We start from the raw sequence: 22,855 nt of genomic DNA, 5'->3' as shown, positions 1-22,855 counted from the left end.
GAGGAGTTAAAAATAGCCCATGACTACTCGTATTCGAGTTGAAATGGGCTTTCTGCCATTATTAATGTCTAATTATTTTGCATCAAACTCTGGTTCAGAAGGATTCTAAGCCAACAGTTTTGAGACAATAACATTCGTATCCATCATTTCTTTATCAATCTCGACCAAGCAAGTGTCATCATCCATAGCTGGTTCATAACCGATTCTAACTTTTTCAATTGCATACTTCTTCTTAATATCAAGAATATACTCTATTAACTTCTGAGCATTTAACGTTGTCTCTGAATTTTCTCCGCTGAACAACTCCTCTTCAGGAAAATTCATAACGATATCTCCAGATTCCTCATCGAATGAGAATACAATCATCACGTCGTTATAGGTATGACCCAGGTTAAGCTGAGACAATAATATATTCCCCGTTCCCTTAGGAGAAAGAATCTCTTCAAGGCTCTCTATTTGCTGAAATTCAATATCGTTTTCACTACGGTTATCATAAAAGTGAGAACTTTTGATCCGATCCACCTGAATGTTCAATTCATTCTTAATGAATCGATCTAGATTATTTTTGTTAAAATCAATCAAAATCATTTCTAAACTTTCCACAGTACAAACCCTCTTACATCAGGTAATTCTTCATATCACATTAATTCGGTATTGTAGGTGGATGTAGTTGCTTATGTTCCAACCCAAACCATTGCTCAATATGGTTACATAACAATGGGATGTCTTGAAGCGCTTGCTCACAGATTTCTTTATATGAATCTTGAAGCACTTCCTCGAGTTCCAAATTCACCTGGTATGCCTCAGTTTGTTTAGCATGGTGCACATCCGCTGGCTCAATGACATAATTTTGATTTCTGGTTACAGGACTTACATAAATCGTCCACTCAAGGTTGCCCTTAAAGTGCTGAATACAATGCTTTAATTGCTCGTAAAGCTGATCAGCGTTATGGAATCTAAAATAAAAACCCGCAGGTTTCTCATATATCCGATTCGGATTATACATCTCTGTTCTATTCCATTCATACGAACCTAATTTGGCCAAGGTATACGCCATAAGTTCCGGTGCAAGCACCTCTTCTTTGATCTTCATATAAATACTTTTTGACATCATGCCACCCACTTGAGAGTCCGTTTATTCATTTGTTGAAAACTATGTTTTCCTGATTACTTTCAATGATCTTATTATTAATCATCCATTGATTGGATCGCATATTCTATGTCTTGCTCCATATCCAAATCTGGATACTTCTTTTGCAATTGAAGAAGACAATCTATAAATGCTCGACTTTGGAATTCAGAAGATAGATCTTCAAATATCTCACTCAGCCAATATAAATTTTCTTCTCCGCATTGATTTAGAAATGATATGGCGCTCTGCTCATTCTCTTTTAGAATGTCTACCATCTCATTCCATATCGTTTGAATAGCTGGATCGTCGGGGTGTAAATCTTTTCTCTTCTTTACTAATGAGATAACTTTTTCACTGTAGTCTACCAAGTTTTACTCTCCTCACGGTTGTCTTGAGTTATCTGGAGTAATCGTTCCGATCTGTCCATCGTTCTTGATCACTCCTACTCTAACGTTATTATAGTTTCCAAACATCCATTCACCGTCACCCTTAACTCTATTCTCAGGCAGATTTGCTACATGCTCACCTGACTTTTTGATATCTTCCGATGTCCATTCCTTAGGGAACCATGCTTGGCCCTCTCCACTTCGCTTTGCTTTATTTTTGTGATTAGGTATATTACCAACTCGTACACCGTTTTCATATTCTTTAGTAATGTTAAAGGCGATCTTATTTTTAAGTAAGTAATTAATATTATCTTGACCGTGACCACCATTGATCAATCTATTTTTAGAATTAAAATCTCCAAGTGAAGCATGGTTAATTCTTTCATTGCTTACTGTAATTCTTCCACCGATCAAACCTTTTGGGAATCCTAATCCTTCTTTCGGAACCTTATACCCCTTATTATACGTTCCTGTAAAAGCCAACACGAGCTTAGCAGTCTGTAAACCTCCTATAGAAACTGCTGCTTGCCATGCTGGTATGGATTCTCCAGTTATGGGATGACGACCTTCCTTAAACGCACTAATCTGTTCATCATATATATCCCCACCACCAGACTCCGGTTGCTTCGGTCCAGCTCTCATTTCTTCATAGGTACCACCCTGTTCCCAATACTTAACAAACTCCTTTTGCCCCGGCATCCCATCCTCTGCTTCACTGGCAGGCATGTTAACTCCAAACAAAGGGTTATATACCATTCGTCGTTGCTCTTCTGGGTTACCTGTATTATGGTTCATCATTGTATGGGCAGCAATCTCTCCAGCAACGGCTCCCAAGCTCACCTGTTCCTGATCCGCTTGTTCGAATCTCTCGGCAATCGCCATTAGATCCTGAGAGGACTTCACCATACTTTCCAGTACTCGATCTAGTACAGGACGTGAATGATGAAAATCACAGAAAAATCGTTCCTGCGTTGCTCCCGCCCACTGAGACTGGATGAATCCGATCCTTGCAGTCAGGTCATTACGTATACCTTCCAACTGCTGCCTGCCCTGCTCAATCTGTTTAGATACATGCAACAGTTGCTCTGGTGTTACTTTAATTGTACTCATATCATTCTCCGCGTTTGAAATAGGATTTTACCATGTTAGCAGAAGTTTGTTGCAAATACATCCACCTATTATCCTGATTTTCCCTTTCTTCAAATGAGTACCTTTCAGTACTTATAATCCTCCAGTCCCATTCCTGTGAAAGGAACCTCCAGATCATCATGGCATGCCTTATATCAGGAAAACTTTGTGGAATTATCATTCAATCGAGTGGCTAACTCCTCTAATATGTCTTCCGTTCGTTGATGAAGCTTTTCGATGTTATCAAGGTCTAAATATTGATCCTCTGGGCGTTCCTCTAAAGATGACATATGTTGCATCGTGCCGATGAACAAAGCGATATCCAATCCGGGTTCAGTGTCCGTATGCACTAGAGGCAAGATTTCATTCATGTTGAGTTCTTTGGATGGATGAACTGAATGATACTTATGGATATAAAGCGCCTTAATCATGGAGGCTAGAGCCCAATCGCAGAGAATCAGGCAGGCTTTGAACTGATTATGATTACGCATGATGGCGGCAAGTTTGAGATGATACTTAGCAAGTTGGTGATATTCCATGATTGTAGTATGTAGCTTGTGGTAAGCAGGAGTATGTTTGGACCTAGGTTGTATGGTGATATCATGGTCTTGCAAACGTGGGGTAAAATCTACTTGGTGATTACAATGTGCTCCGGTTATGGACCAATTTCTTGCCATTGTCATCCCTCCAAAGAGTTAATACCAGTATTATACATTAAATACATACTCAAAGATATAACTTAATTAAATTATACGATTTATATACTCATGTTTAGCCCCCAAAATCTTGTCTACACTTTTACATAGAGGGGGTGCATAGTGTGGATGATAGAAAAATTTTAAAATTAGTCGGTGCACGAATTAAAGTTTTAAGGAAAGAGAAAGGATTATCTCAGGAGGCACTTGGAGAAAAAGGTGGATTCCATTTTACATACATTGGCCAAGTTGAACGCGGAGAAAAAAATGTGTCTTTAGTTAATCTTGGTAAAATTGCAGAAGCACTGGAGGTTAATGTTTCTCAACTTTTTGCTTATGTAAGTGATGAAATTGAGTTTACCGACACGGACATCACGATCCAAGAAATAGTGGATATGCTGAGAGAAGCTTCTCCAAATAAAATCCGTTTATCTAGAAACATTCTAAGAGAGTTGCTGAATGAATCAAAAGAAGACTAACGATAAAAGCAAAGTACTTTTCATTAAACTGGTACCCAAAGACTAGACACTTTGAAAAAAGGTGTTTGGGCTGAGGGTACCAGTTTAATGGTGATAAGAAGTTACCTTTTTGATTTCTTAATAGCCTACTCCAAGTATAGGTATTAAAACAGAACAAATTTACAATTCTAGGATTAAAGCAGAATACATTCAACCAGATAGTAAATTAGATTCTGGACTAATTGAAGAGGGAGGTAAGAGGATCTACACCATGCAATGGAACAACAAGTCCTCTATCTAAAAAATGGTTAAACTCTTCACAAGCTGTTTCCGGTATTAACGAGCAGCTATGACACGCAGCTAAATTACAGGAGTTTGGCCCTTGCAACCCTATTTCCGTACAAACTGGATCAGCAGAGCACCACCCCGCATTATTAAAGGCTTTTTGGATAACAGCTTCAAGATAACCAGGCTTACCCATCCGAACCAGCCCTCCCATGGTTCCATCTGAATCACCCGCAGCAGTATAAATAAGAACACCGCACATCGGATTTGATGCATTATCGGAGACATATAATCTTTCCCTTAGCGAGGAAGAGCTGTACCCGCACTCGAAGACGAGCTGGTTTATAAGTAAATGTGCAAAGGTATGGGCCATGATAAACCGCGGAGTTATCTTTTTCTCTCTAGTACGGCGATTGGTTACTAAATTCCGATATCTTAAAATCAGGGGCTGAGTCCTATCTGTTACTTGTATTTTTTGCTCCCACTCTCTAACAACCCCTTCATTGAAATTAAAGAAAATCCCTTCACCATACACCACATATGCTGGAAGCCAATCCTCAGTTAAATCATTCGGCTGATTGCGCCACAGCATTGATTTCATAACCTCTATATCGGTACTCTGGTCATTAAATACACGGTTGAATCCTGCTAAAACTCGGGTTTCTTTTAATTTTTCTACTAAATGAATATTAGAAAAATACCTGGATACATCAAATATATCACTTTTATATATATCTAGAGATACAGGATTAATTTTCAAATCTTCCTGATTTATTTCCCCATTTAGTACCTCGTACTCCTCTTCCCTCAGTAGCGCTTCCATATCAAGAGGCTGTTCCTCATCATCATCTTTGTTGGCATCCCGTGCTTCCATAGCAAGCAATGCACGCCGGATATCAGAATCAGAATATTGGTTTAATTCTAATAGGAAATGTTCTTTTAATTCCTTAACTGTTTCATCTAAACTCAAATTTGCTCGATTGGCTAGATTTATGATTCTTAAAACTTGAGATTGTTCAAAAAAAGACAATAGGTCTACAATTTGTTTATTACTGTTCCCAGGAATATAAATGGCACTACGTACTTGAGCAAAGTAAACATTTGATGCGCTTCTCAATGTAGCACGTAAATGGCATCCACACTCTTCCCCTTCATCAGTACCGAGCCATGGCCGTTTACCTTGACAAAAGAATTCCGAACCATCGTCGCACAGTGATCTACTTAGTTCCGTTTTTCCATCCTCATCTACAGAAGTTATGCTATGAAGCATTCTCGGTTTAACCCCGCACTCACATTTTACTTGCATGGATGTAAGTGCTTCTCCTCCTGTGCTCATCAGATACATTGTTTTTTTGCAGGATGTATTTTTTTCTTTATGGACCCACTCCCGCCAAGGGAAATCTTGTAAATGCCCTTTTTCGCACATTGCAACGAAAGGTACTTGGAAAATGAAGTTTTTATAACCTTTTTGTTCACACCCTTTACATAATTCCTTGTTTTTTTGGTGATATTCCAGCTCTTGCATTTGGCCACAAAATGAACAGTAGTGCCATTTAGGAAAGCGAAGAAATGGGACTGTTAAAAACCTATTCATGTCATTATCATCGTTGCCTTTTGTCCTAAAGTCGGGCGGGAGCCGAAAATGACTCACTCCCAACATTCGTTCCAAACGCCACTCTTTTATTTTATATTGGGACAAATCGGTAGAATCCATATTGCCATGCCGATTTTTAAACCAATGATCCAGTCCGCTGCACACAGCCGATGTACCATTTTTAGAAATAGACATGGCTCCTGTACCAAAGGGGGAAATTAGCTGCGCCCTGCGAATCGGGTACTTCATGATTCCAACTCCTCCATATCTTGAAGCACATAAAGTGTGCTGATTTCTCCCAGACATTGCGAATCCACGTTTCTCATGGAATTCGGTGTAGCCCAGGACATTCTTCTTGTTGTTGAGTCCACATAGGAACCAGCGAAATAAAGCAACGGATAATCATCAGCACTTTTCTTTTTTGACCATTCGGATGGGTTTAATTTTTTCCATTGAGAGATACGGCGGTCAAAAACCTTCTGAATATTCCACAATTCTTCCTCATCTATTGATTTTACCCGGTTACTTATAATCTCTCTTAAGTACATCAATAGTTCTTCGGGTAAAGGTGATGGTGAATCCACCTCATCCATATGAGCAAATTGACGCACATAACCTACCATAACCGCGTGTAGCATCCGATCTACTACCGCGGGTGAAAAAGGAGTGACGCTTGTTGGTTCCACTTGAGCATATAATCTTTCATGGTAACTTCGGAATTTTTCAAAATGAGAGCGATCTCTTGGTTTCGATGCACTATACAAAGTGACAACAAGTCCTGGTCTTTCATACCAGCGTCTTCCTACACGTCCTGTGACCTGAATGTATTGTGCTGTAGTCTTAGGCTGGCCTACAACAGCAATAAGAGAAAGGCGATCAATATCTACACCGACCTCAATAATATTTGAGGCTAGGCAAACGTCAGTTACTGTGCCGGATCCTATTTCTGTCTTCAATTCACTTATCGCGGAAGCTACTTCGTCGCTTGATAAGCGGGAGGTAAGTTCCTTAATCTTATATAAACGACGCAGCTCTTTGTAATCTATGTTCTCCCTGTTTTTTATAACTTTAAGGTGGTTAGGTATGTCAGATTGAAGCAACGTTGCTGTTGTACCCAGTTCCCTCAAACTGTTAAAAAAGATAAGCAGAGTCCACCACGGATCTCTTTCATGTTCATTCATTTCCGCTGGAGCCTGAAGTAGAGAAGTTAATGAACGCACCTGTAATGTTTGCATAGATCCAAGACCAGGAGCATTCAGCCCGACATATTTTCTTCCCGGCATTAAATCCCCATTTTTGTCACGGGCGTATGTTGCGAAAAATGAATCATCTGCATCTAATCCCGGCGCTGGGAATAAAGCCACATCCGCACGGTCATATATGTCCATAATCTGCTTTTGATACCTTCGGATTGTAGCGGTAGAACAAATAATCTTAGGTTTCACCCTCTTACCGCCTCGATAATCTGTACACAATTCTTCTATAAGAACTTCGAAAATTCCAGACATAGAACCCAATGGACCAGAAATAAGATGTAACTCATCCTGGATAATCAAGCCTGGTGGAGAAGTAACTCGGGTCCCATCTTTTCCGATACCAAAAATAGAACGTGGTAGGGGATTCCACGCAAGTTGAGCAAACTTATCAATTGTGCCGATAATAAAGGTAGGACGTTTCTCATAAATGTCATCATCTACTACATAAACAGGTAATCTTTCACTGAAGGGGCATGCATTATCAGTACAATGAATAATAACCTTACCATCTGCGTTCCTATAACCATGTACACTGAAATTGGATTGTGCTTGTTTTTTATTTTTTGTGCCCCGTTTTTTTCCTTTAGCAGTCGCAGACGTAACTTGGTTCGATGGGAGTTTTCCCATTTTAGCGCCGCACCAAGGACAAGTATTAATCAAAAACGGGTTTACATTGCTCTTACCGCTTCTCAATTCAGTCAATTGACTTTTTGCAATGGTATGGTTGTTTGGGGTTGTATCCCCTCCTAGCCAGATGCCAATTGAAAATTCATCATTTCCTAATTCTTTTTCATTCTGACGCCGTATATATTCCATTGAGCAAATTAACCTGGAGGCTCTCTGAAATTGATCAGCTGTAAGCAAACGCAACGTGTAACGCATAAGTACGTGTACTCCTGCATCTGTTTTATTTTTCAACCTTCGCATAAATATAGAAAATGAAGATAGCCCCAAGTAAGCTTCTGTTTTGCCACCGCCAGTAGGAAAGAAAATCAATTCAACAGCTTCACGCTCAGGTGAATCTGATTCTGCTGTTGATTCCATAGCCATCAAGATAAATGCGATCTGAAAAGCACGCCAATTTCCCTTATTATTCGGCAGCACAGTCAAATCGGGCGACAAGTAAGGAGACGAAAATCGAATTGTTTCATCAAAAACCTCAGCTGAACGGTGGGATCCACCTGTCACCTGTTGTAAAAGCATAGCTTGATTGGCTAACTGGAAGGCACGTGATACATCCGGATTTTTTAGATATTCAAGCCCCCGCTTCATTCGCTTTACACATTTATCACATTCTTGAAGATTCCTTTCAGCCGCGAAAAATAACTTAGAATCAAGCCTTTCAGCAACTCTCCAGCGGTTCCTGATCCATTTTTCATAAAGTTGAACAATTTCCTCTAATTGCTCTATACCGTCGTGATTTGGATTTAAGCCTGCTAAATCGCTCATAGATACTACAATATCTGTACCGTCGTCTCTTTTTATATCCGGTGTCATACTTTTAGTTTCATAAAACGGCAAAAAGCTTGTTTGTACAAAATCGACTTTGTCGGATATTGCATCCCCCCAATCAGCGGCACAACCATGACCTACAGCATATGTTTTCGTCTTGCGGTATAATAAGGCAATGGAAAGCTCTTCTTCATCCAGAATATCTAGATTTGCCATCTCTGGATAAGGCAAAATTGATGGTCTTTGATCAGACGTTACAACTTGAACTTTAAAAGAAACCTGAAAAAGACAAGAGCTATCTAAGGGAATATGCCTGACAACTTCAGTTCGGTTTATCAGACTTACAGTAACAAGCCGCTCAGTATCTTTAAACGGGCGGGATAATATATCCGTTTGAATATCCAGCCCCTCAATATTCATTGCATCTGTGATATTTCCATGCTCTAGTATGTCTTGTGTACCTAAAAGTTTCTCCGCTCGCACTTTCACTACAAAATATACTGGAACACGGACCCACCACCTGCTTGTTTTCCCCTCTGTTTCTCCTTTTAACTTAATAGATAAAGGATGGTATCTTCCCCCAACTACATTAATAACTATTTCACTGCCATGTGGTAAATCTGCTTTAAAACTAACGGCCATACTGCTCTGGTGGTAAGCATTTGCTGAATCCATATCAAGTTCTGTATCTTCTTCATCAGTAGCATTACGGTTATCAATCGTCTCTAAATCATTTGCCGCCTCTTGGAACACTAGTTTTTCTTCTTGTTCTAAATCATTATTTTTAATTTGTTCTAAAATTTCTTCCTTTCTACTACGTAGGGGATACAAAACAGCCGCTCCATATCGCCGTGTTGGAGATTGCTGTAAAATCTCTTCACCAGTTTTTTGATCCTTGTACGGCTTGTACAATTCATCAGCTTTATCAAATATGACAACCTTATCAGTATTCAGTGTAATACTTTTATCAGCTACGGAAGGACCAATGAATTCTTTCATTAAATTATCATAAAGCATATCTCTGTTTTTCAAATTAACATATAGTGATTTATTCATTCAAAGCCCCCCTAGATGATATAGATCAATTAAATTCCTTAACTGCTGGGGTTGTACCTGATATACAACTTGGCTTACGTATTCAATTTTATAAGCTGTAAAAGTTGCATTTTCTGCATCAGGTAAACCAAAAGTCATTTTTTGTTCTATTTCCAATTTACCAAGATTCGATTTATTAATTTCTTGTATTATAAGATTTCGAATCACTGTTCCCGCCCGTTGGTGTGCACGAAATAATTCATCTGCTTCCTTCCACAATTTCTCTGCATGCTCTTCAAGTTTTACTAGCTTCATTATTGCCAAAAAATCCTTATACTCCCGTGGTTTGATGTAATCATTTGAAATCCAATTACGAAGGTTAACTTCATTTGCACGAATTCCTCCATGACGCCGAAGGTATCTACAAATTCTTTCGGCAGCGTATTTTGTAGTATAATTGTGTAATCTTTTCTTCCAAATAGAATGACGATGACGTATTTTTGCTGCCCGCTTACCTAGATACTCATCGGCTTTTATTTGTATAATATCTCGGCCAGTGCCAGTACGAATTAGCAAGTAACTGTCAGTATCCAATTTATTAATAGAACACTTAGTTACCTGTTCCTCCGATTGCAATGATATAGTCCATATGTTCTTAATTGAATGATCCTCAAAAAATATACCTTTCATATCAGTCAAACCAACTAACTTCGCCTTAACAGAATCCGATGTTGTATGTTTTAACCTTGCAGATAGGGTCTTTTCCACTTTTTTGTAATCTACTATTTGGTCATTAACTTCAATTATCTCTGTTAATGGAGATTCATTTCGTTTATTAACGAAAATATCACAGCCATGATTCAAAGTTGAAATTTTCGACTCCGACTCAATGAAATATTGCATTTTAGGAGCACGAAACAATTGCCAATCATAAGATATGATTTCAATAGTTTGGGATCTGGGGCAATTAAACACAAAATCTGGATACCAATATGTTGGTCCTAGAATTATCAATCTATTGTAAAAATTATCTTTTTTTAACTTTGAAGGTGTAACTATAGTAAAGGTATTGTGAGTAATAAAAGTGCGTTTTAGTACTTCTTCTATAGCGTTCAAGTCGCTTGCAGTCTTTATAACCAAACCTGTAGCAATTTTATCATTGAAGTTACTTCTCAGATACTCTAGTACAGGTTTCTCTGAGGAGTTATGTAATACCCTATAATTGTCCATAACCGTATCAATATCATACTTTAAACTCGGATACATTAACTTACATTGAATTGATAATCTTGTTAACTCTCTCCCATTAATTATCTCCTTATGAGAGGAAAATGGGAGCGGACTAGCTGACAGTATAAATCTAAACTTTCTTAAAAGAGTTAATAAATCGAGTAGTAAAATATCGCTTTCATCTAGATTGTGAACTTTATATTCAAGTACTTTTAAAGATAGAGCGTACTCTGCAAGGGGTTTCGATGATATTTCATTAAAACGCAAATAATAATTATTTGTCATTTCAAATAATTTGTTCACATTAGTTAAGGAATTCACCCCCTCACCTCCTCCCAAAATAATAACTCGATCCCTGCGGGTACTACCCCAAGATCCAAGTTAGAAGTCGTCATTCGATTAACTTCAATGTATCGGTTATTGATTTCTTCAATTGCATGCTCAAATTGGGGCTCTGATCTGTCGAGTATTACCACTGAATTTAAAGATAAGAAGTCTTCTTTCCAATTCAGATAACCATTTGATCCAGAATATATTACTATGGAGCCATCGCTCAGACATAGTTCATTTTCATTTTTTCTCGCTTGTGAGGAAAGAAACTGTGATTGGTATGAATCCACTGTATGTTGAAATTGCCTAATACGCAATAATTCATTTAGTGTTCCCTTTAGATATTGATTATCTTGGGGTGTGGCAATTATAGTCTTTGTAATTTCACTCTCGAGCTGTTCTCTTCTCCCAACAAAACACAATTTAGTTTCTGATCGCTTTAATAACTCTCGGGAATGCAATCCAAATACAGTATCGGCCAGAGGGAATTCAGTAATAACAGTCCTTCCCAATTGATTTTTAGGTAATCTTGAACTTTTATTTTCGTTTATCTGTATATCTAGAGCATCTTTTTTTGATATGTATTCTGTTAAACCTCCCGCTTTCGTTGATTGTGTTTGTATGAGTAGCCTTTGTTCTCCCTCAAAATCCACAACCCCTAAAAAATTTGCTTTCAATAATCGTTTATTTTTTCTGTACCAGACAAAAGTGTATCTTTCAAGCGATGCTAACATTTGAAAATGTGCTTCCAATAATTCGTCCGATGAACTCTTTGAGACAATTGAAGTTAAAATTCCTACACCAATAAAAGGCGCTACATAACCAGTTGTAGGCAAAGCCAGAGCAACTGTCCATCTTTTATTTTCGTTACATCTTTTAGCAAGTAGTTCTCCAAGCTTAATAAAAAACCTAGACCAATCTGGAATAGGAACCCAGTTGATGTGATCTTTATAATGTAAATTTAGTCCCATTTAAACAACTTCCTTTCAACTCCCTCCCTAAAAGGGATATCATCTAAATATAGTAATAGATATTACTAATTCTCTAATTTGTTTTAATTAAAAAAGAGCGCCTTCCGTATATCATGAAACCAAATATTCGACGTACATCTGCAATCCCCTCCTTTGATAGATTTAAAAGTGAGACTTTTTTCCTAGTTTTACTGAAGACAATATCCCTCTCTTCTATGTCTGCATGAAATCACATAAGTAAAAAGAAGATATCTAGAAATAAAAAAGCAAAGCAGCACTCTTGCCACTTTGCTTTTGACCTATCTATTCTTATAATTACATATAGAATTACGCTAAAATTGGCTCCATATAGCTATCCAAAAATTCTTCTGTAATTCCTTTTATCTTACGCCTTTTAAATAACGCATACATTTCCTCAACAGCACTATAAGGAAAAAATCTTGCATTTAAATCAATGAACTGTGGCCGCGAGGCTTCTCTAAAAACTTTTTCTCTCTCTTCATCTGCTGCAACAATAACATATCTGGTAGGGAATGGTGGCAACACTTCATGTAATGCATCTTGAAACCCCTTCATCCGAGTCAATCCACTTGTTACACCCGTGCTATGCTCAACTTCCATCACAGCTGGCATTAACCTTCCGTTCTTGAACCAAATACAATCAATTAAATGTGCCGCTTTTTGAGCACTGAAGTACGGCGCCATAAAATTTTGTTCTTTACTTAAAGAAGCTATGACTCCGTCCATCTCTCCTATTTTTTGATTTTTATAAACTATCCCTTTATCATTTTGGGCAACCCATGTTTTAAATCCTAAATGTTGGCCTATTTCAATAAGAGCTATTTGTATCTGGCTATGTCTCCGTTTCATCTCAATATCTAATTCAGGTTTATTCATCTCGTCAGGTAAAACTAGTGAATCATAAACTATATCAGTAAAAGGTACTTCCGATATAACCATGTCTACTTTCGCCTCAACCAAGGCGTTAGGAGCATGGGGATTATTGGGACACCAAATAATATGTTTATGACCTCGTTTTATTTTATTGTTTGAACTAATGCTCTCAATTCTTCCTGGGTAACAATAATAAAATTGCGGTGTATGAGCCAGTAACGCTTCTAAAGCAGAACGAGTATTATAACTTCCTCCGAATATTCTATCAACATTAATTGGATGATCCGGTATAAATGCGTTAGCTAGTCTCCATATCATTTGAGCTGATATTGATTCTATCTTTGCATCCTGCCATGTCTCACCCTTATTGGGACGTATTCTTTGAAAGGAAATTGGCCCTTCTGGTTTTACTATATTAACAACTTTAATTTGTGTAGAGGTTTTAGAATGAATGTAGTTAAATACTTTATTATTGGGCAACAACCCGATTTGGTGTACAAGATTAGCAGCTGTTAGTTTCTCCATTATTATTCACCTTCAAAAAGTCTAGTATAGTTTCCGCAATTCCTTTTGATGCTAAATAAGGTACTCCATTCCCCACTGTTTTGAACGCATTAGATAAAGTGATTTCTTGAGGCAATTCATATTCTTTTGGTAAACTTTGTAGTGCCAGTGCTTCAGCAACTGATAAACGCCGCGCTTTATATGGATGAAGATGTACTTCATTATTTCCATAAGCTACTGTTGGGGAAGGTCTCCAGCGATGCAAACGTTTATATGATTTCTTAGAGTCATCCCCTTCTGGAATTACCAGAAACTTAGCCAGGCCTGCTCTAGGAGTGAAATATTGATTTGCATTAGGATGAGACTCCACCTCATTTTTCTCAAACCAATAATTAACAGTTAATTCCTCAATAATTTTTTTTGGTCTAATTCTCTCATTATTTTCTTCAAATGTCTCCATCCCAGACCAAGTTATTTCATTAATGTCTTTCATCCGATATTTTAAGTGTTTTTCCCAAGGGAAAATATCACTAAGAGTATTGCTTGAATCAATTTGAATCCCTAAATTTTCTAACACGTTCTTTTTAAATCCAATTAGAATTATTCTCTCTCTTTGTTGAGGCGCACCATACTCTATCGAATTAATCAAACGTTCTGTCATTACATAGTCATTACTCTGGAGTCTTTCTTTCATCAGGTCATAGAATGCTCTGTGCTTTTTAGTTCTCCATAATCCCTTTACATTTTCAAATAAGAAGAAGTCCGGTGATTGTTTACAAATTAGATCAATATATGTTGCTGATAATTTACCATTCTCTCCTTCGTGTCCTTTGTTCTTACCCCCAACAGAGAAATCCGGACATGGAGGGCCCCCGATAAATCCCACTATGTTATCTTCGTTTTTTGTCTCTTCTATTAATACAGAAAGGTTATTGCTCTTATCCTCATCCTCAAATTCAGTTATATCACACAAATGATAACCATACCTTGGCTCTGGAATACCCATTACCTGACGAGAGTACATATATGTTTCAAGAAAAGGACGATGATATTCGTTCACAAACGCAATATTATAACCACTCTTTTCAAAACCAAGATCTAAAAAACCCGCTCCTGAAAAAAATGAAAAAATCACTGGTGCTTTACTCATTATATTTACCCTACCTTGGATCAATTTTTAATAAATTTACAAACTAATGTTCGCTCTTAAGTTTACACTTTTAAGCTTGTGTACTACAAGCTTTTTGTATCCAAGGTAATCGTAAATACATTTAAAACTGTACCAACGAAATTCTTCTTATTTTGGAAAAGATATAAATTAACTAAACTTAACTATTCAAATGTAACATTACATCTTTCAATTCTTCTATTGAATAAGCAGGTTTCTTACGATGGAGCATGGCATGACAATTAGGACAGACAGGTCTTAAATCTTTGATAGGATCAACTGCATATTTCTTTCCTATTTGATTTAGTTCAACTAAATGATGTACCTGAATATACTCTTTACCAAGAACCCCGTATTTATTTTCAAAACTAAAGTTACAGACGGTACAACTTAATCCATAATGATCAATACACTTTTGCCGAGCCTCGGGATTACGCTCATAAGTATTTACAATTCTTCTCTTGCTAGTTCCTTCATAATACTCTTCTAACAATTCATTTTCTTCTGTTGGGTGAGTAGTTCGATTTTCATGATCTTTAAACGACCATAATATTCTAACAGGATGAGAATTCTCAATCAGTTTTACTTCCCCAAGCCCATGATAAGTAAACATTAACTCTTTACTATTATCTCTAGTAAAAATATATATTTCCCCTTTAGGATTTAATATAGATTTTAATGTTGGTGAGTTTATTCCGTGAGAATTTTTACTGAACCACTGAAAATAGTCTCCAATAAATTTATTATTATAATCATGCCCAGTGCGTCCAGCAGAGTTAATATTTGCAAATATAAAAAAATCATCTTCAAATTTTGTGTAACCTGTATTCCAATTTCCACCTTGCTTTTCAACTGGAACATCTAAAATTTTATAGACATCCTTTCTAGAATATTTATTACCAACTACAAATAGATTACTCATTTAATATCACTCCAATAATTTTAAGTCCTCAAGGTAATAATCTTTTAGCTTCATCAGATATTTTTTTAAGATCAGCTTCATCAAGCTGGTTGGGCAATTTGAGTTTAGAAGGATATATCCTCTGATTAAAAAAGGTATCAATCCTAGTGAATTTAATTTGAATTACGCTATCTCTGGGTACAGCTATTTTATTCTTATTATCTTTATCGGCAACAAATATATATCCACTTAAGTTATGATTTATAATTCTTCTGTCATTTAATTCAGTGTTGTCTTTTAAAAGAATGGTTACTAAAACGTCCATACGTTGGATTAACAAAAAGTATTTTTTAAATAAAATCGTGTTTAAAAACATTATGAAAACAACAATTAATAATGTTAGTTTGTAATAATCATTAATATTATTTAGTGATAGGAGTACCCAATTAGTGTTAGGTGAGTTGAGTTGCATTTTGTTATTTATCTCTAATAAAATTATGTTGATTAATAAACTAAAATAAAGATTCATTAATACATATGTAAAAGAAGGAAATACAAACAATATGATAATAACAGGCCATATCCCTAAACGATTTGAATTCGGTTTACTCCTCAGACGAATGATGTACCTATGAATTTGTGGGATAAAAATAACTGCAAGAATAAAGGTTATGAATATGAGCAAGATAAAGAACATGTACTTATTCCATAAAATATTGATTATCCACAAATTAATTTTTTCTATTTTCCCACCCAGTTTTGTTATAGGAAGAAAGTAAATTAGTGAAAATATTATCACTACAAAATTTGTGAAAATACTCCTCCCTAGTTTAGCTGGAGCACTTATAAAAAGTTGTTCTTCTTTAGTTAATGTTGGTCTTATAACTCCAATAATTAGAGTCATGCCTAATAAAATACTTCCTATTTTATAGAGTACATCGATGACATCTTTCAGCATAGTATTAACCTCATTTTTCCGATTTTTAGTTTGAATTAATTTGTCGCCAACGGAGTGCATATAAAGTATAGCAAATCCCACACTAAGAAATGCCAGCCTTTAGGTCGGTTGCCTCCATATATGTAGTTGTGATAATACGCAGCTTCCCGCCACCCGCTGTAAATTGCTGAAGCTGTTCCAGCAGCAGGCGAAGCCCACTGAACTTGATAAATGACACCAACCAGTCGATCCGATCAGCGGTCACGATCTCCTTTTGTAGCTCCAGTAACATACTCGGCTCGGACTTTGCACCTGTGAATAAAGAGCTTTGGGAGATTGGCGTATCTGGACGAACGATTTTGGTATCCCGGACCGCACGAATGCTGTTCAGTTTGGAGTACACATGAGTCAACACTTCCCCCTGCTCGTCCAGTTGCAATTCGTTGTATTCTTCTTCCCCAAGCGTGCCTTTCAGCGTAGCAATAATCTCATTACACGTTCGGATCTGCGCCAGCACTGCTGTCTTATCTTCTGTCTGTTCCCGTACAATCTTGAGCGCTCGCCGGGTCACCGCCGCCAAATACGTGGACAGCAGCTTGCGCGCTTCCTCTGCATCCAACTTCTCGGTCCCAATGTTATACACATCCGGGTCCAGCGCCGAAATCTCCTGTCTGGTGATGGTGTTGATAAGCTGTTCATATATGCCTTGTTTCATGAATGTACCTCGTGTGGGTGTAGGATGGTTGTGGATAGTTCTCTATGTATATGGTGAGCTAAAAATTACTTCTTCTATATTATCGACCAACCTGTGGAAGATTTCATTAGTTGTTTTGATTTCATAGGAAAAAGCACCTCTACTTTTGGTTTGGTAGAAGTGCTTAATGATATGACTTTAAATCGTGCATAGATATGCGCAACTCATATCAGCTTTTCACTATATCACTTAGAATTATAAGTTAGTATGACGGTCTTCTCTCTTAAATTGAAAATAAGGTTATCATCTTATCTTTAATAAAGATTGATAAGTAATCGCTTGTTTTTTGAGTTTGAATATCAGCACAAAGGCTAGTTATCTCCTTTTGAAGTACCAAAAGCGCGGCTGGAATAACAAAAATGTTCATTTTCTTTATATTCAGACCCTCATCATCAATTTCAATCTCGATTCTCTTTATATCGTCGTCAGCACGCAAAATATCACCTAGACAATAAACAATCTTGTCTTCTCTATCCTCCTTACCCACTTTTTCTCCTAATAACCCTAAGAGAACTTGATAATTCGGATCTCCGTCTTTAAATATATTAATTAACTCAATGATTAGGTCATTCAGAGAAATATTTCTTAATTTCTCTTCCATCCTCTCTCTTGAATCATCTAGAAACCACGATTCGAGGTCCACTGGTGTATCGTCTATTATCCCGGGAACATAGGGCTTAGTGTAAAGAAAATCTTTATTCATTGTTTAACCTACCTTTTAATGTTTTGTATATTCCCCACCTATTTTTTTGGCAACTCTGTCAAATAGCATATCCCACACTGCATCTTTATTACCAGTTTTGAAAAATTCTTGTGCTTTTAGATCACTTCTTAGCTCTTTTTGAATATTAGCGAATATAATTCCTATGTCTTCTGCATTTTCTTTCCAACCTTCTGCCCCTCGTTTCATACTCAAATTAGTACCATTTGGAGAAACAGCTCTTATCTCAGCCATATTAAAATCTATTGCAGTGGCTATATCTTCAAGACTGAACGGCCCGTTAGTTGGATGGTTATGAGTAAATACCGTATCTTTAGCTACATCTTTATGGTTACTTATATTTATAGACTTTTCAGTACCAACAACCGTTTCTCCTATTAAATTACCATTCTTATCAAAAAATTGCCCGTGTTCCAAGGGTTTATTTCGAATTTGATCCTCAAACTTATTAACTGATTCTAAATAATGAGTTCTACCTGTCCTTTCATTTCCTTTCCCCGACTCAGGCTTGCCTCCACCTGATGATCCAATGTCGTCCTTCGAACGAAAAGCTTTGCCAAACAAAACATATGCCAGGGCCTGACCGGTCATCGCTCCACCGTAATACCCTGCTCCACTCTCATCGATCTGCTTCTTCTGCTCTTCTACAAATTGCTCTATATCAGACCTCGCTGTTCCCGTGCCCCAGGCGGTATCCCATGCAAATTGAATACCACGCCCAACGTCAACAACTTTGCCCACTGTCATGGCATATGCCACACTGCTTAATGTACTGAACGGGTTCTCGAAGAAAGCTTCTGCCGTCTGGCCCATTCCCGTTATTGTTTCTCCTACTGATTTATCAAGCAGCCCTACAGCGAAATTTCGCTTTAGTTCCTCTGGAATGTACAGCGCAACCTCGCCTGAGCCGTCCGTTGTTTTGAAGTTCTTCGCGATAAACGTAAACTCTTTCTGGATTTCGTCCAACAGCCCGAGTGTAGTTGGGAACACTTCTTTCACCTGCATAAAATCCCAGAAGAAACGCTCTCCTGTCACACCCGACCAATCGGATTGCAACATATAGATGGATTTCTCCAGTTCCCTGACCATTCGTTCCAGTTCCTGTTTCTTCTGCTGGACCAACCGGGCCTTTTCCTCCAATAGATCGGGATGTACCTCGATTCGCTGCATTTCCTTATCACCCGCCAACCTGACCGTAGTTTATATACCTAAATTTTAACAAGTGAGAAGGGGAATTGGAATCAAACGGAAGGATCATTTCCTCAGAGGTTATCCGGTAGTTGGGCAACATCCTTGGGTAACTATTTTTGCACATTAATGCATGGATGAATGCCGTTGAGTCGACTGGGTAACTTGTACAAAAAGAACGACTTCTATCACAGATAGAAGTCGCACAAGATAACGATACAGTAGGATTAAACCTTCTTAAGACACTACAAATTGTACAACAATTGGAGTTCCATCATTTAATGCATCTCCACCGGGAATTGTAATTGTAGTCGTCGTAGCCGAGGATGTATCTGCTGTTTGCATAAGGCCATTAATATAAAGATTGTAGTAGTTGTAGGTGCCTGGAAATGCGGTTGCAGCTACACCAGCGTCGTTTGTAAAAGCAGTCGCAGCAATGGCAAACGTTGCCCCAGTGCCGGTCCCATCACCAATGGTTGCAGCAAATCTTAAACTGTTCTGAAATGGTGTCACAAGTGGCATGTTTCTCACCTCCTACCTAACATAGTATATGTGGTAGGTTTGGGAGTAGTGAAGGCAAAGGAACCAGCAACTAAAACCAATTTTAACCATTTATTATATTGGCTGTTATTATAATTATCTCTATAGTGATAGGTGTCCCTGCAAAGATCACACCGTTTTGTGACGAAAAAAACAAACTCTCAGCACTTACATCGTATGAGTTTCCAGGTTGGACGATCCCGTTTATATAAAGATTGTTAAAACTAGTAAGTCCAACCCCGGCAAATTCGGTTATGCTGCCACCATCGTCATTTGTGAATGCTGTGGCAGGAATTGTAACTGAGGCCGACAAATCCAGATCGGTCTCCGGAAAATAGAAGTAGCGGTTTGCCGTAGGAATGATTTCAATTCCGGGTACGGTGCCCGGTGGACCTTGCTCACCTGGGGGACCCGTTGGTCCTTGGACTCCGGGAGTTCCCGGTTGACCTGGCTCACCCTGAGGGCCAGCTGGACCTTGCGCTCCGGGAATTCCCGGTTGTCCCGGCTCTCCCTGAGGGCCAACGGGACCCTGTGCTCCGGGAATTCCCGGTTGTCCCTGCTCTCCCTGAGGGCCAACGGGACCCTGTGCTCCGGGAAGACCCGGTTGTCCCGGCTCACCTTGAGGGCCAACAAGACCCTGCGCTCCGGGAAGCCCCGGTTGACCCAGCTCACCTTGAGGGCCTGCGGGACCCTGTGCTCCGGGAACCCCTTGTTGACCCGGCCCGCCGTGAGGGCCTGCGGGGCCTTGGGCACCTGCCACACCTTGCGTTCCAGGGAGACTCACCGTCTCCAATTCATGTTGTCTCAACGGAGCGAGCAGGGGGCCGGGCTCACAACATACCGGGTTGCTACCCATCCCTCTCGGTAATGAAATGACTTTTTTGTCACGGGCCATTTTCTGTGATCTTAATGGACGCTTCAGTGAGCAGCGTTTTCTCCGATAAGACCTACGGATAATATGGTATTTCTTTCGTTTTCCCAAGTGTTTTTTTCTGCATTTCGACGTAGAACGACTGCGCCTTAATTTGTTGAGGGTGGCTGTCCTCTTGTTCAGATACTTCAAAATGGTCATCTCCTTAGGCCGATGCACATAGTGTGTATGCCCTATGTATATGTCAGTGGCACATTCGGAGAGTGTGCGAATAACTATGATGGAAGCCCAATAAAAAAGACAAGAGTCTTGCTATAGTTGTCCTTTGTCTTGCCAGCATGGCTTCATTGTCTAATTATGGGGGAAGCTGAATACCCTTATGAAGCGGAGCTTAACTTCCTTTTTGCTGTCCAATAGCTCCAACCTTGGAATACTACAAATAACGCTACTGCCATGGTCAGACTCATCCCCATCTCCACCACTCGCTGCATATTCCCATTCAGGAAAACGCTGTACCCCTGAGTCACCGCGGAACTGAACTGCTCTGAGGCAAAAAATACATAATAGAGACTAAACATCAGCATATGAACAAAGGTATACATGATGGAAAAGGCAAAGGGAAGAATGGATATATATTTATTTTTACTTATCGCAAACATAATGAGTGCCTGTGCACCCAAGAAGATAGAGGCGATCAAGGTGGACCCCAATCCACCAGACGTATGGAGCACGCCACTAAAAAATAACTTTTCAAACATATTAAACGTAAGTCCTTCACCCCAATAATGATACATCACCTGAAAATAAGCTTGCAGATACCCTAAAGTGAATAAAAGGGGTACAGATAACAGGTAAAGGCGATCCACACGTTTGCGCGTAAACACAAGACAGGCACCTAACGCACACACCGTAATCCAAAAAATAGGCATTAATTCGATATACCGATTATGCACACCATATCGATTCGCGATTAGTCCACCCGCCAGTGTTACAATGAATAGGAGCAAACCTGCTAAGGCACAGCCAAAAATCGTTCTCATGTTGAATCCATACGTTTCTTTGGTTACCGTTTTGCGCAGTTCTGAGATAGAGCCAAATTGTTGAATGGAACGTTCGATGGCCTCCGTCTCTCCCAACCCCTGGCGCTTTAGATGATCCACCGAGGAATAGAGGTGAGCGGCCATTTCTTCTCTCCACTCAGACTTTTCCCTCTTCGTTAAAAATGTAAATCGAAGTACTTGATCCAAATACTGTTCAATGACTTCCATGCAGATCCCCTCCCAAGAATATATCAATAATCTTGATGTTCTCCGTCCATGATGTCCTCAATGTGTTGAGCTGAGTTTGGCCATCCGGGGTGATCCGGTAATATCGCCGCCGCGGTCCACTAATTTGCTCTCCCCAATAACCCTCTATGTATCCATTAGCCTCCATACGTTTCAGTGCCGGATACAATGTGCCTTCTTTTAGATCAAACTGACCATTGGTCTCGTCATTCACCGTTCTAGATATTTCGTATCCATATGCATCCTGCTTATTCAGTACAGACAGTACAATTCCATCGATGTATCCTTTAATCATTTCGTTTCTCAGCTTCACACACCACCTACTATGCATTTCTATGTAGTTAAGCATAACAAACAAATATTGTAAAAAGCAATCTTATGGAGCCAACTGTCTCAAAATAAATCTTATTCAACGTTGCACGCAACGATACGAAGCCGGAATCGGTAACTCCGGCAGCGCCTTTGGAGGTCAGCATCAGTACATCGAGCAGTACCAGCACCTGGGTAATGGCAAGCTCCACCCCATATGCCTGAGCCATGAACATCGCCGGCTCAGGTAGACCGAACCCATCATTTTACCGATGGAGAATAGTTAGCCTATGCCGTTATTGCCAATCGTATATACCAGGGCCCCGAAGGTTCATTTACAACTTAGGCATCCAAAAGGGGTTCTCTTCCTTCTCACACCCTGTTAACACGTAAAAAATATTTCCCTGCTCACTCTTCATCGTACCGATCCCTTTGCAGATGTCGGTCTTCATTCCCTGTTTGGAGCCATAGGCATCCCTTGAGTTATCGTAAGTCGATTGAATAGTTGTACCATCATAGATCAATCCCTGGATAATGGGCCCACCTTCAATGGTATACATCGTCACACGAACCTGATCCTGCTGTTTTTTCTCCACATTTTTCATAAATGTGTTCCACTTATCCCCGTTCCGTATGCCTCCATGAAGCACAACCACATCCCCGCTTTGCTCCGCTTGCTCTGGATTATGGGGCTCAATAATTTCTGGAAAAGCTTGCGTAATTCCGGAAGCATTCGTTTTTGGATCATTTGCTTCACAAGCAGTTAACAGCATTAAAGCTAACGATAGGATAAGCATACTTTTTCTCATTCCATCACCTCATCTATGAAA

The 22,855-nt window shown here is 38.9% G+C and carries 21 protein-coding genes and 2 pseudogenes; 1 reads left to right on the top strand and 22 read right to left on the bottom strand.

Translation table 11 applies throughout. From position 1 onward, the window contains the following. Positions 1-105: 105 nt before the first annotated feature. From MHH25_RS05195 to MHH25_RS05175, 5 genes are all read right to left on the bottom strand, one after another. The gene (locus MHH25_RS05195) at positions 106-603 is read right to left on the bottom strand and encodes a hypothetical protein (protein WP_340019374.1); all 498 of its coding nucleotides are present in this window, start codon (positions 601-603) and stop codon (positions 106-108) included. Between the two features lie 40 nt (positions 604-643). Further along, entirely contained in the window at positions 644-1,114 is a 471-nt protein-coding gene (locus tag MHH25_RS05190; protein ID WP_340019373.1) for a hypothetical protein, read from the bottom strand. Between the two features lie 74 nt (positions 1,115-1,188). Next, the gene (locus MHH25_RS05185) at positions 1,189-1,500 is read right to left on the bottom strand and encodes a hypothetical protein (protein ID WP_091034469.1); all 312 of its coding nucleotides are present in this window, start codon (positions 1,498-1,500) and stop codon (positions 1,189-1,191) included. A gap of 12 nt (positions 1,501-1,512) precedes the next feature. Continuing rightward, on the bottom strand, positions 1,513-2,628 hold the full coding sequence (locus MHH25_RS05180; protein WP_340019372.1) for a WXG100 family type VII secretion target: 1,116 nt from the start codon (positions 2,626-2,628) through the stop codon (positions 1,513-1,515). Between the two features lie 173 nt (positions 2,629-2,801). Then, positions 2,802-3,323 carry a hypothetical protein gene (locus tag MHH25_RS05175; protein WP_340019371.1) on the bottom strand — a complete coding sequence of 174 codons (522 nt, stop codon included), beginning with the start codon at positions 3,321-3,323 and terminating at the stop codon, positions 2,802-2,804. 143 nt (positions 3,324-3,466) lie between these two features. Between MHH25_RS05175 and MHH25_RS05170 the strand changes: the two genes are divergently transcribed. Beyond that, on the top strand, positions 3,467-3,820 hold the full coding sequence (locus MHH25_RS05170; RefSeq protein WP_340019370.1) for a helix-turn-helix transcriptional regulator: 354 nt from the start codon (positions 3,467-3,469) through the stop codon (positions 3,818-3,820). A gap of 217 nt (positions 3,821-4,037) precedes the next feature. Here MHH25_RS05170 and MHH25_RS05165 read toward each other — a convergent pair whose 3' ends face one another. The 17 genes and pseudogenes from MHH25_RS05165 to MHH25_RS05085 form a co-directional block, all read right to left on the bottom strand. Further along, complete coding sequence (locus tag MHH25_RS05165) at positions 4,038-5,927, bottom strand: DUF1998 domain-containing protein (protein ID WP_340019369.1); 1,890 nt, start codon at positions 5,925-5,927, stop codon at positions 4,038-4,040. Beyond that, positions 5,924-9,442, bottom strand: coding sequence for a helicase-related protein (locus tag MHH25_RS05160; protein WP_340019368.1), 3,519 nt, complete (start codon positions 9,440-9,442; stop codon positions 5,924-5,926). Before MHH25_RS05160 ends, MHH25_RS05165 begins: the two co-directional genes overlap by 4 nt. Continuing rightward, positions 9,443-10,972: a hypothetical protein gene (locus MHH25_RS05155; protein ID WP_340019367.1), complete on the bottom strand. Its 1,530-nt coding sequence runs from the start codon at positions 10,970-10,972 to the stop codon at positions 9,443-9,445. It abuts the gene before it with no gap. Further along, complete coding sequence (locus MHH25_RS05150) at positions 10,969-11,952, bottom strand: hypothetical protein (RefSeq protein ID WP_340019366.1); 984 nt, start codon at positions 11,950-11,952, stop codon at positions 10,969-10,971. Before MHH25_RS05150 ends, MHH25_RS05155 begins: the two co-directional genes overlap by 4 nt. A gap of 327 nt (positions 11,953-12,279) precedes the next feature. Beyond that, the gene (locus MHH25_RS05145) at positions 12,280-13,371 is read right to left on the bottom strand and encodes a restriction endonuclease (RefSeq protein ID WP_340019365.1); all 1,092 of its coding nucleotides are present in this window, start codon (positions 13,369-13,371) and stop codon (positions 12,280-12,282) included. Continuing rightward, positions 13,349-14,500, bottom strand: coding sequence for a DNA cytosine methyltransferase (locus MHH25_RS05140; protein ID WP_340019364.1), 1,152 nt, complete (start codon positions 14,498-14,500; stop codon positions 13,349-13,351). The genes MHH25_RS05145 and MHH25_RS05140 overlap by 23 nt, the downstream gene beginning before the upstream one ends. A gap of 178 nt (positions 14,501-14,678) precedes the next feature. After that, on the bottom strand, positions 14,679-15,440 hold the full coding sequence (locus tag MHH25_RS05135) for a DUF3427 domain-containing protein (RefSeq protein ID WP_340019363.1): 762 nt from the start codon (positions 15,438-15,440) through the stop codon (positions 14,679-14,681). 28 nt (positions 15,441-15,468) lie between these two features. Beyond that, entirely contained in the window at positions 15,469-16,377 is a 909-nt protein-coding gene (locus tag MHH25_RS05130) for a hypothetical protein (protein WP_340019362.1), read from the bottom strand. A 94-nt stretch (positions 16,378-16,471) separates the two neighbouring features. Continuing rightward, a pseudogene (locus tag MHH25_RS05125) lies at positions 16,472-17,071 on the bottom strand (NgoFVII family restriction endonuclease); the annotation flags it as partial. A gap of 262 nt (positions 17,072-17,333) precedes the next feature. Then, a complete protein-coding gene (locus MHH25_RS05120) occupies positions 17,334-17,813 on the bottom strand; it encodes a hypothetical protein (protein ID WP_340019361.1) in 480 nt (159 codons plus the stop codon). A gap of 15 nt (positions 17,814-17,828) precedes the next feature. Beyond that, positions 17,829-19,001 carry a WXG100 family type VII secretion target gene (locus MHH25_RS05115; RefSeq protein WP_340019360.1) on the bottom strand — a complete coding sequence of 391 codons (1,173 nt, stop codon included), beginning with the start codon at positions 18,999-19,001 and terminating at the stop codon, positions 17,829-17,831. Between the two features lie 255 nt (positions 19,002-19,256). Further along, positions 19,257-19,541 (bottom strand): DUF4183 domain-containing protein, encoded by a 285-nt coding sequence (locus MHH25_RS05110; protein WP_091034485.1) that lies wholly within the window; start codon positions 19,539-19,541, stop codon positions 19,257-19,259. Between the two features lie 82 nt (positions 19,542-19,623). After that, positions 19,624-20,454, bottom strand: a complete 831-nt coding sequence (locus MHH25_RS05105) for a DUF4183 domain-containing protein (protein ID WP_340019359.1) — start codon at positions 20,452-20,454, stop codon at positions 19,624-19,626. Between the two features lie 353 nt (positions 20,455-20,807). Then, entirely contained in the window at positions 20,808-21,698 is an 891-nt protein-coding gene (locus tag MHH25_RS05100) for a permease prefix domain 1-containing protein (RefSeq protein WP_340019358.1), read from the bottom strand. Beyond that, positions 21,685-22,029, bottom strand: a complete 345-nt coding sequence (locus tag MHH25_RS05095; RefSeq protein WP_315938067.1) for a PadR family transcriptional regulator — start codon at positions 22,027-22,029, stop codon at positions 21,685-21,687. The genes MHH25_RS05100 and MHH25_RS05095 overlap by 14 nt, the downstream gene beginning before the upstream one ends. Before the next feature lie 28 nt (positions 22,030-22,057). Then, positions 22,058-22,264: pseudogene (locus tag MHH25_RS05090) on the bottom strand (cation:dicarboxylase symporter family transporter); the annotation flags it as partial. 96 nt (positions 22,265-22,360) lie between these two features. Then, positions 22,361-22,834, bottom strand: coding sequence for a DUF4362 domain-containing protein (locus tag MHH25_RS05085; RefSeq protein WP_340019357.1), 474 nt, complete (start codon positions 22,832-22,834; stop codon positions 22,361-22,363). Positions 22,835-22,855 lie beyond the last annotated feature (21 nt).

It is taken from the genome of Paenibacillus sp. FSL H3-0457 (assembly GCF_037981725.1).
Classification (GTDB): domain Bacteria; phylum Bacillota; class Bacilli; order Paenibacillales; family Paenibacillaceae; genus Paenibacillus; species Paenibacillus amylolyticus.
This window is presented reverse-complemented; position numbering and strand designations above follow the sequence as displayed.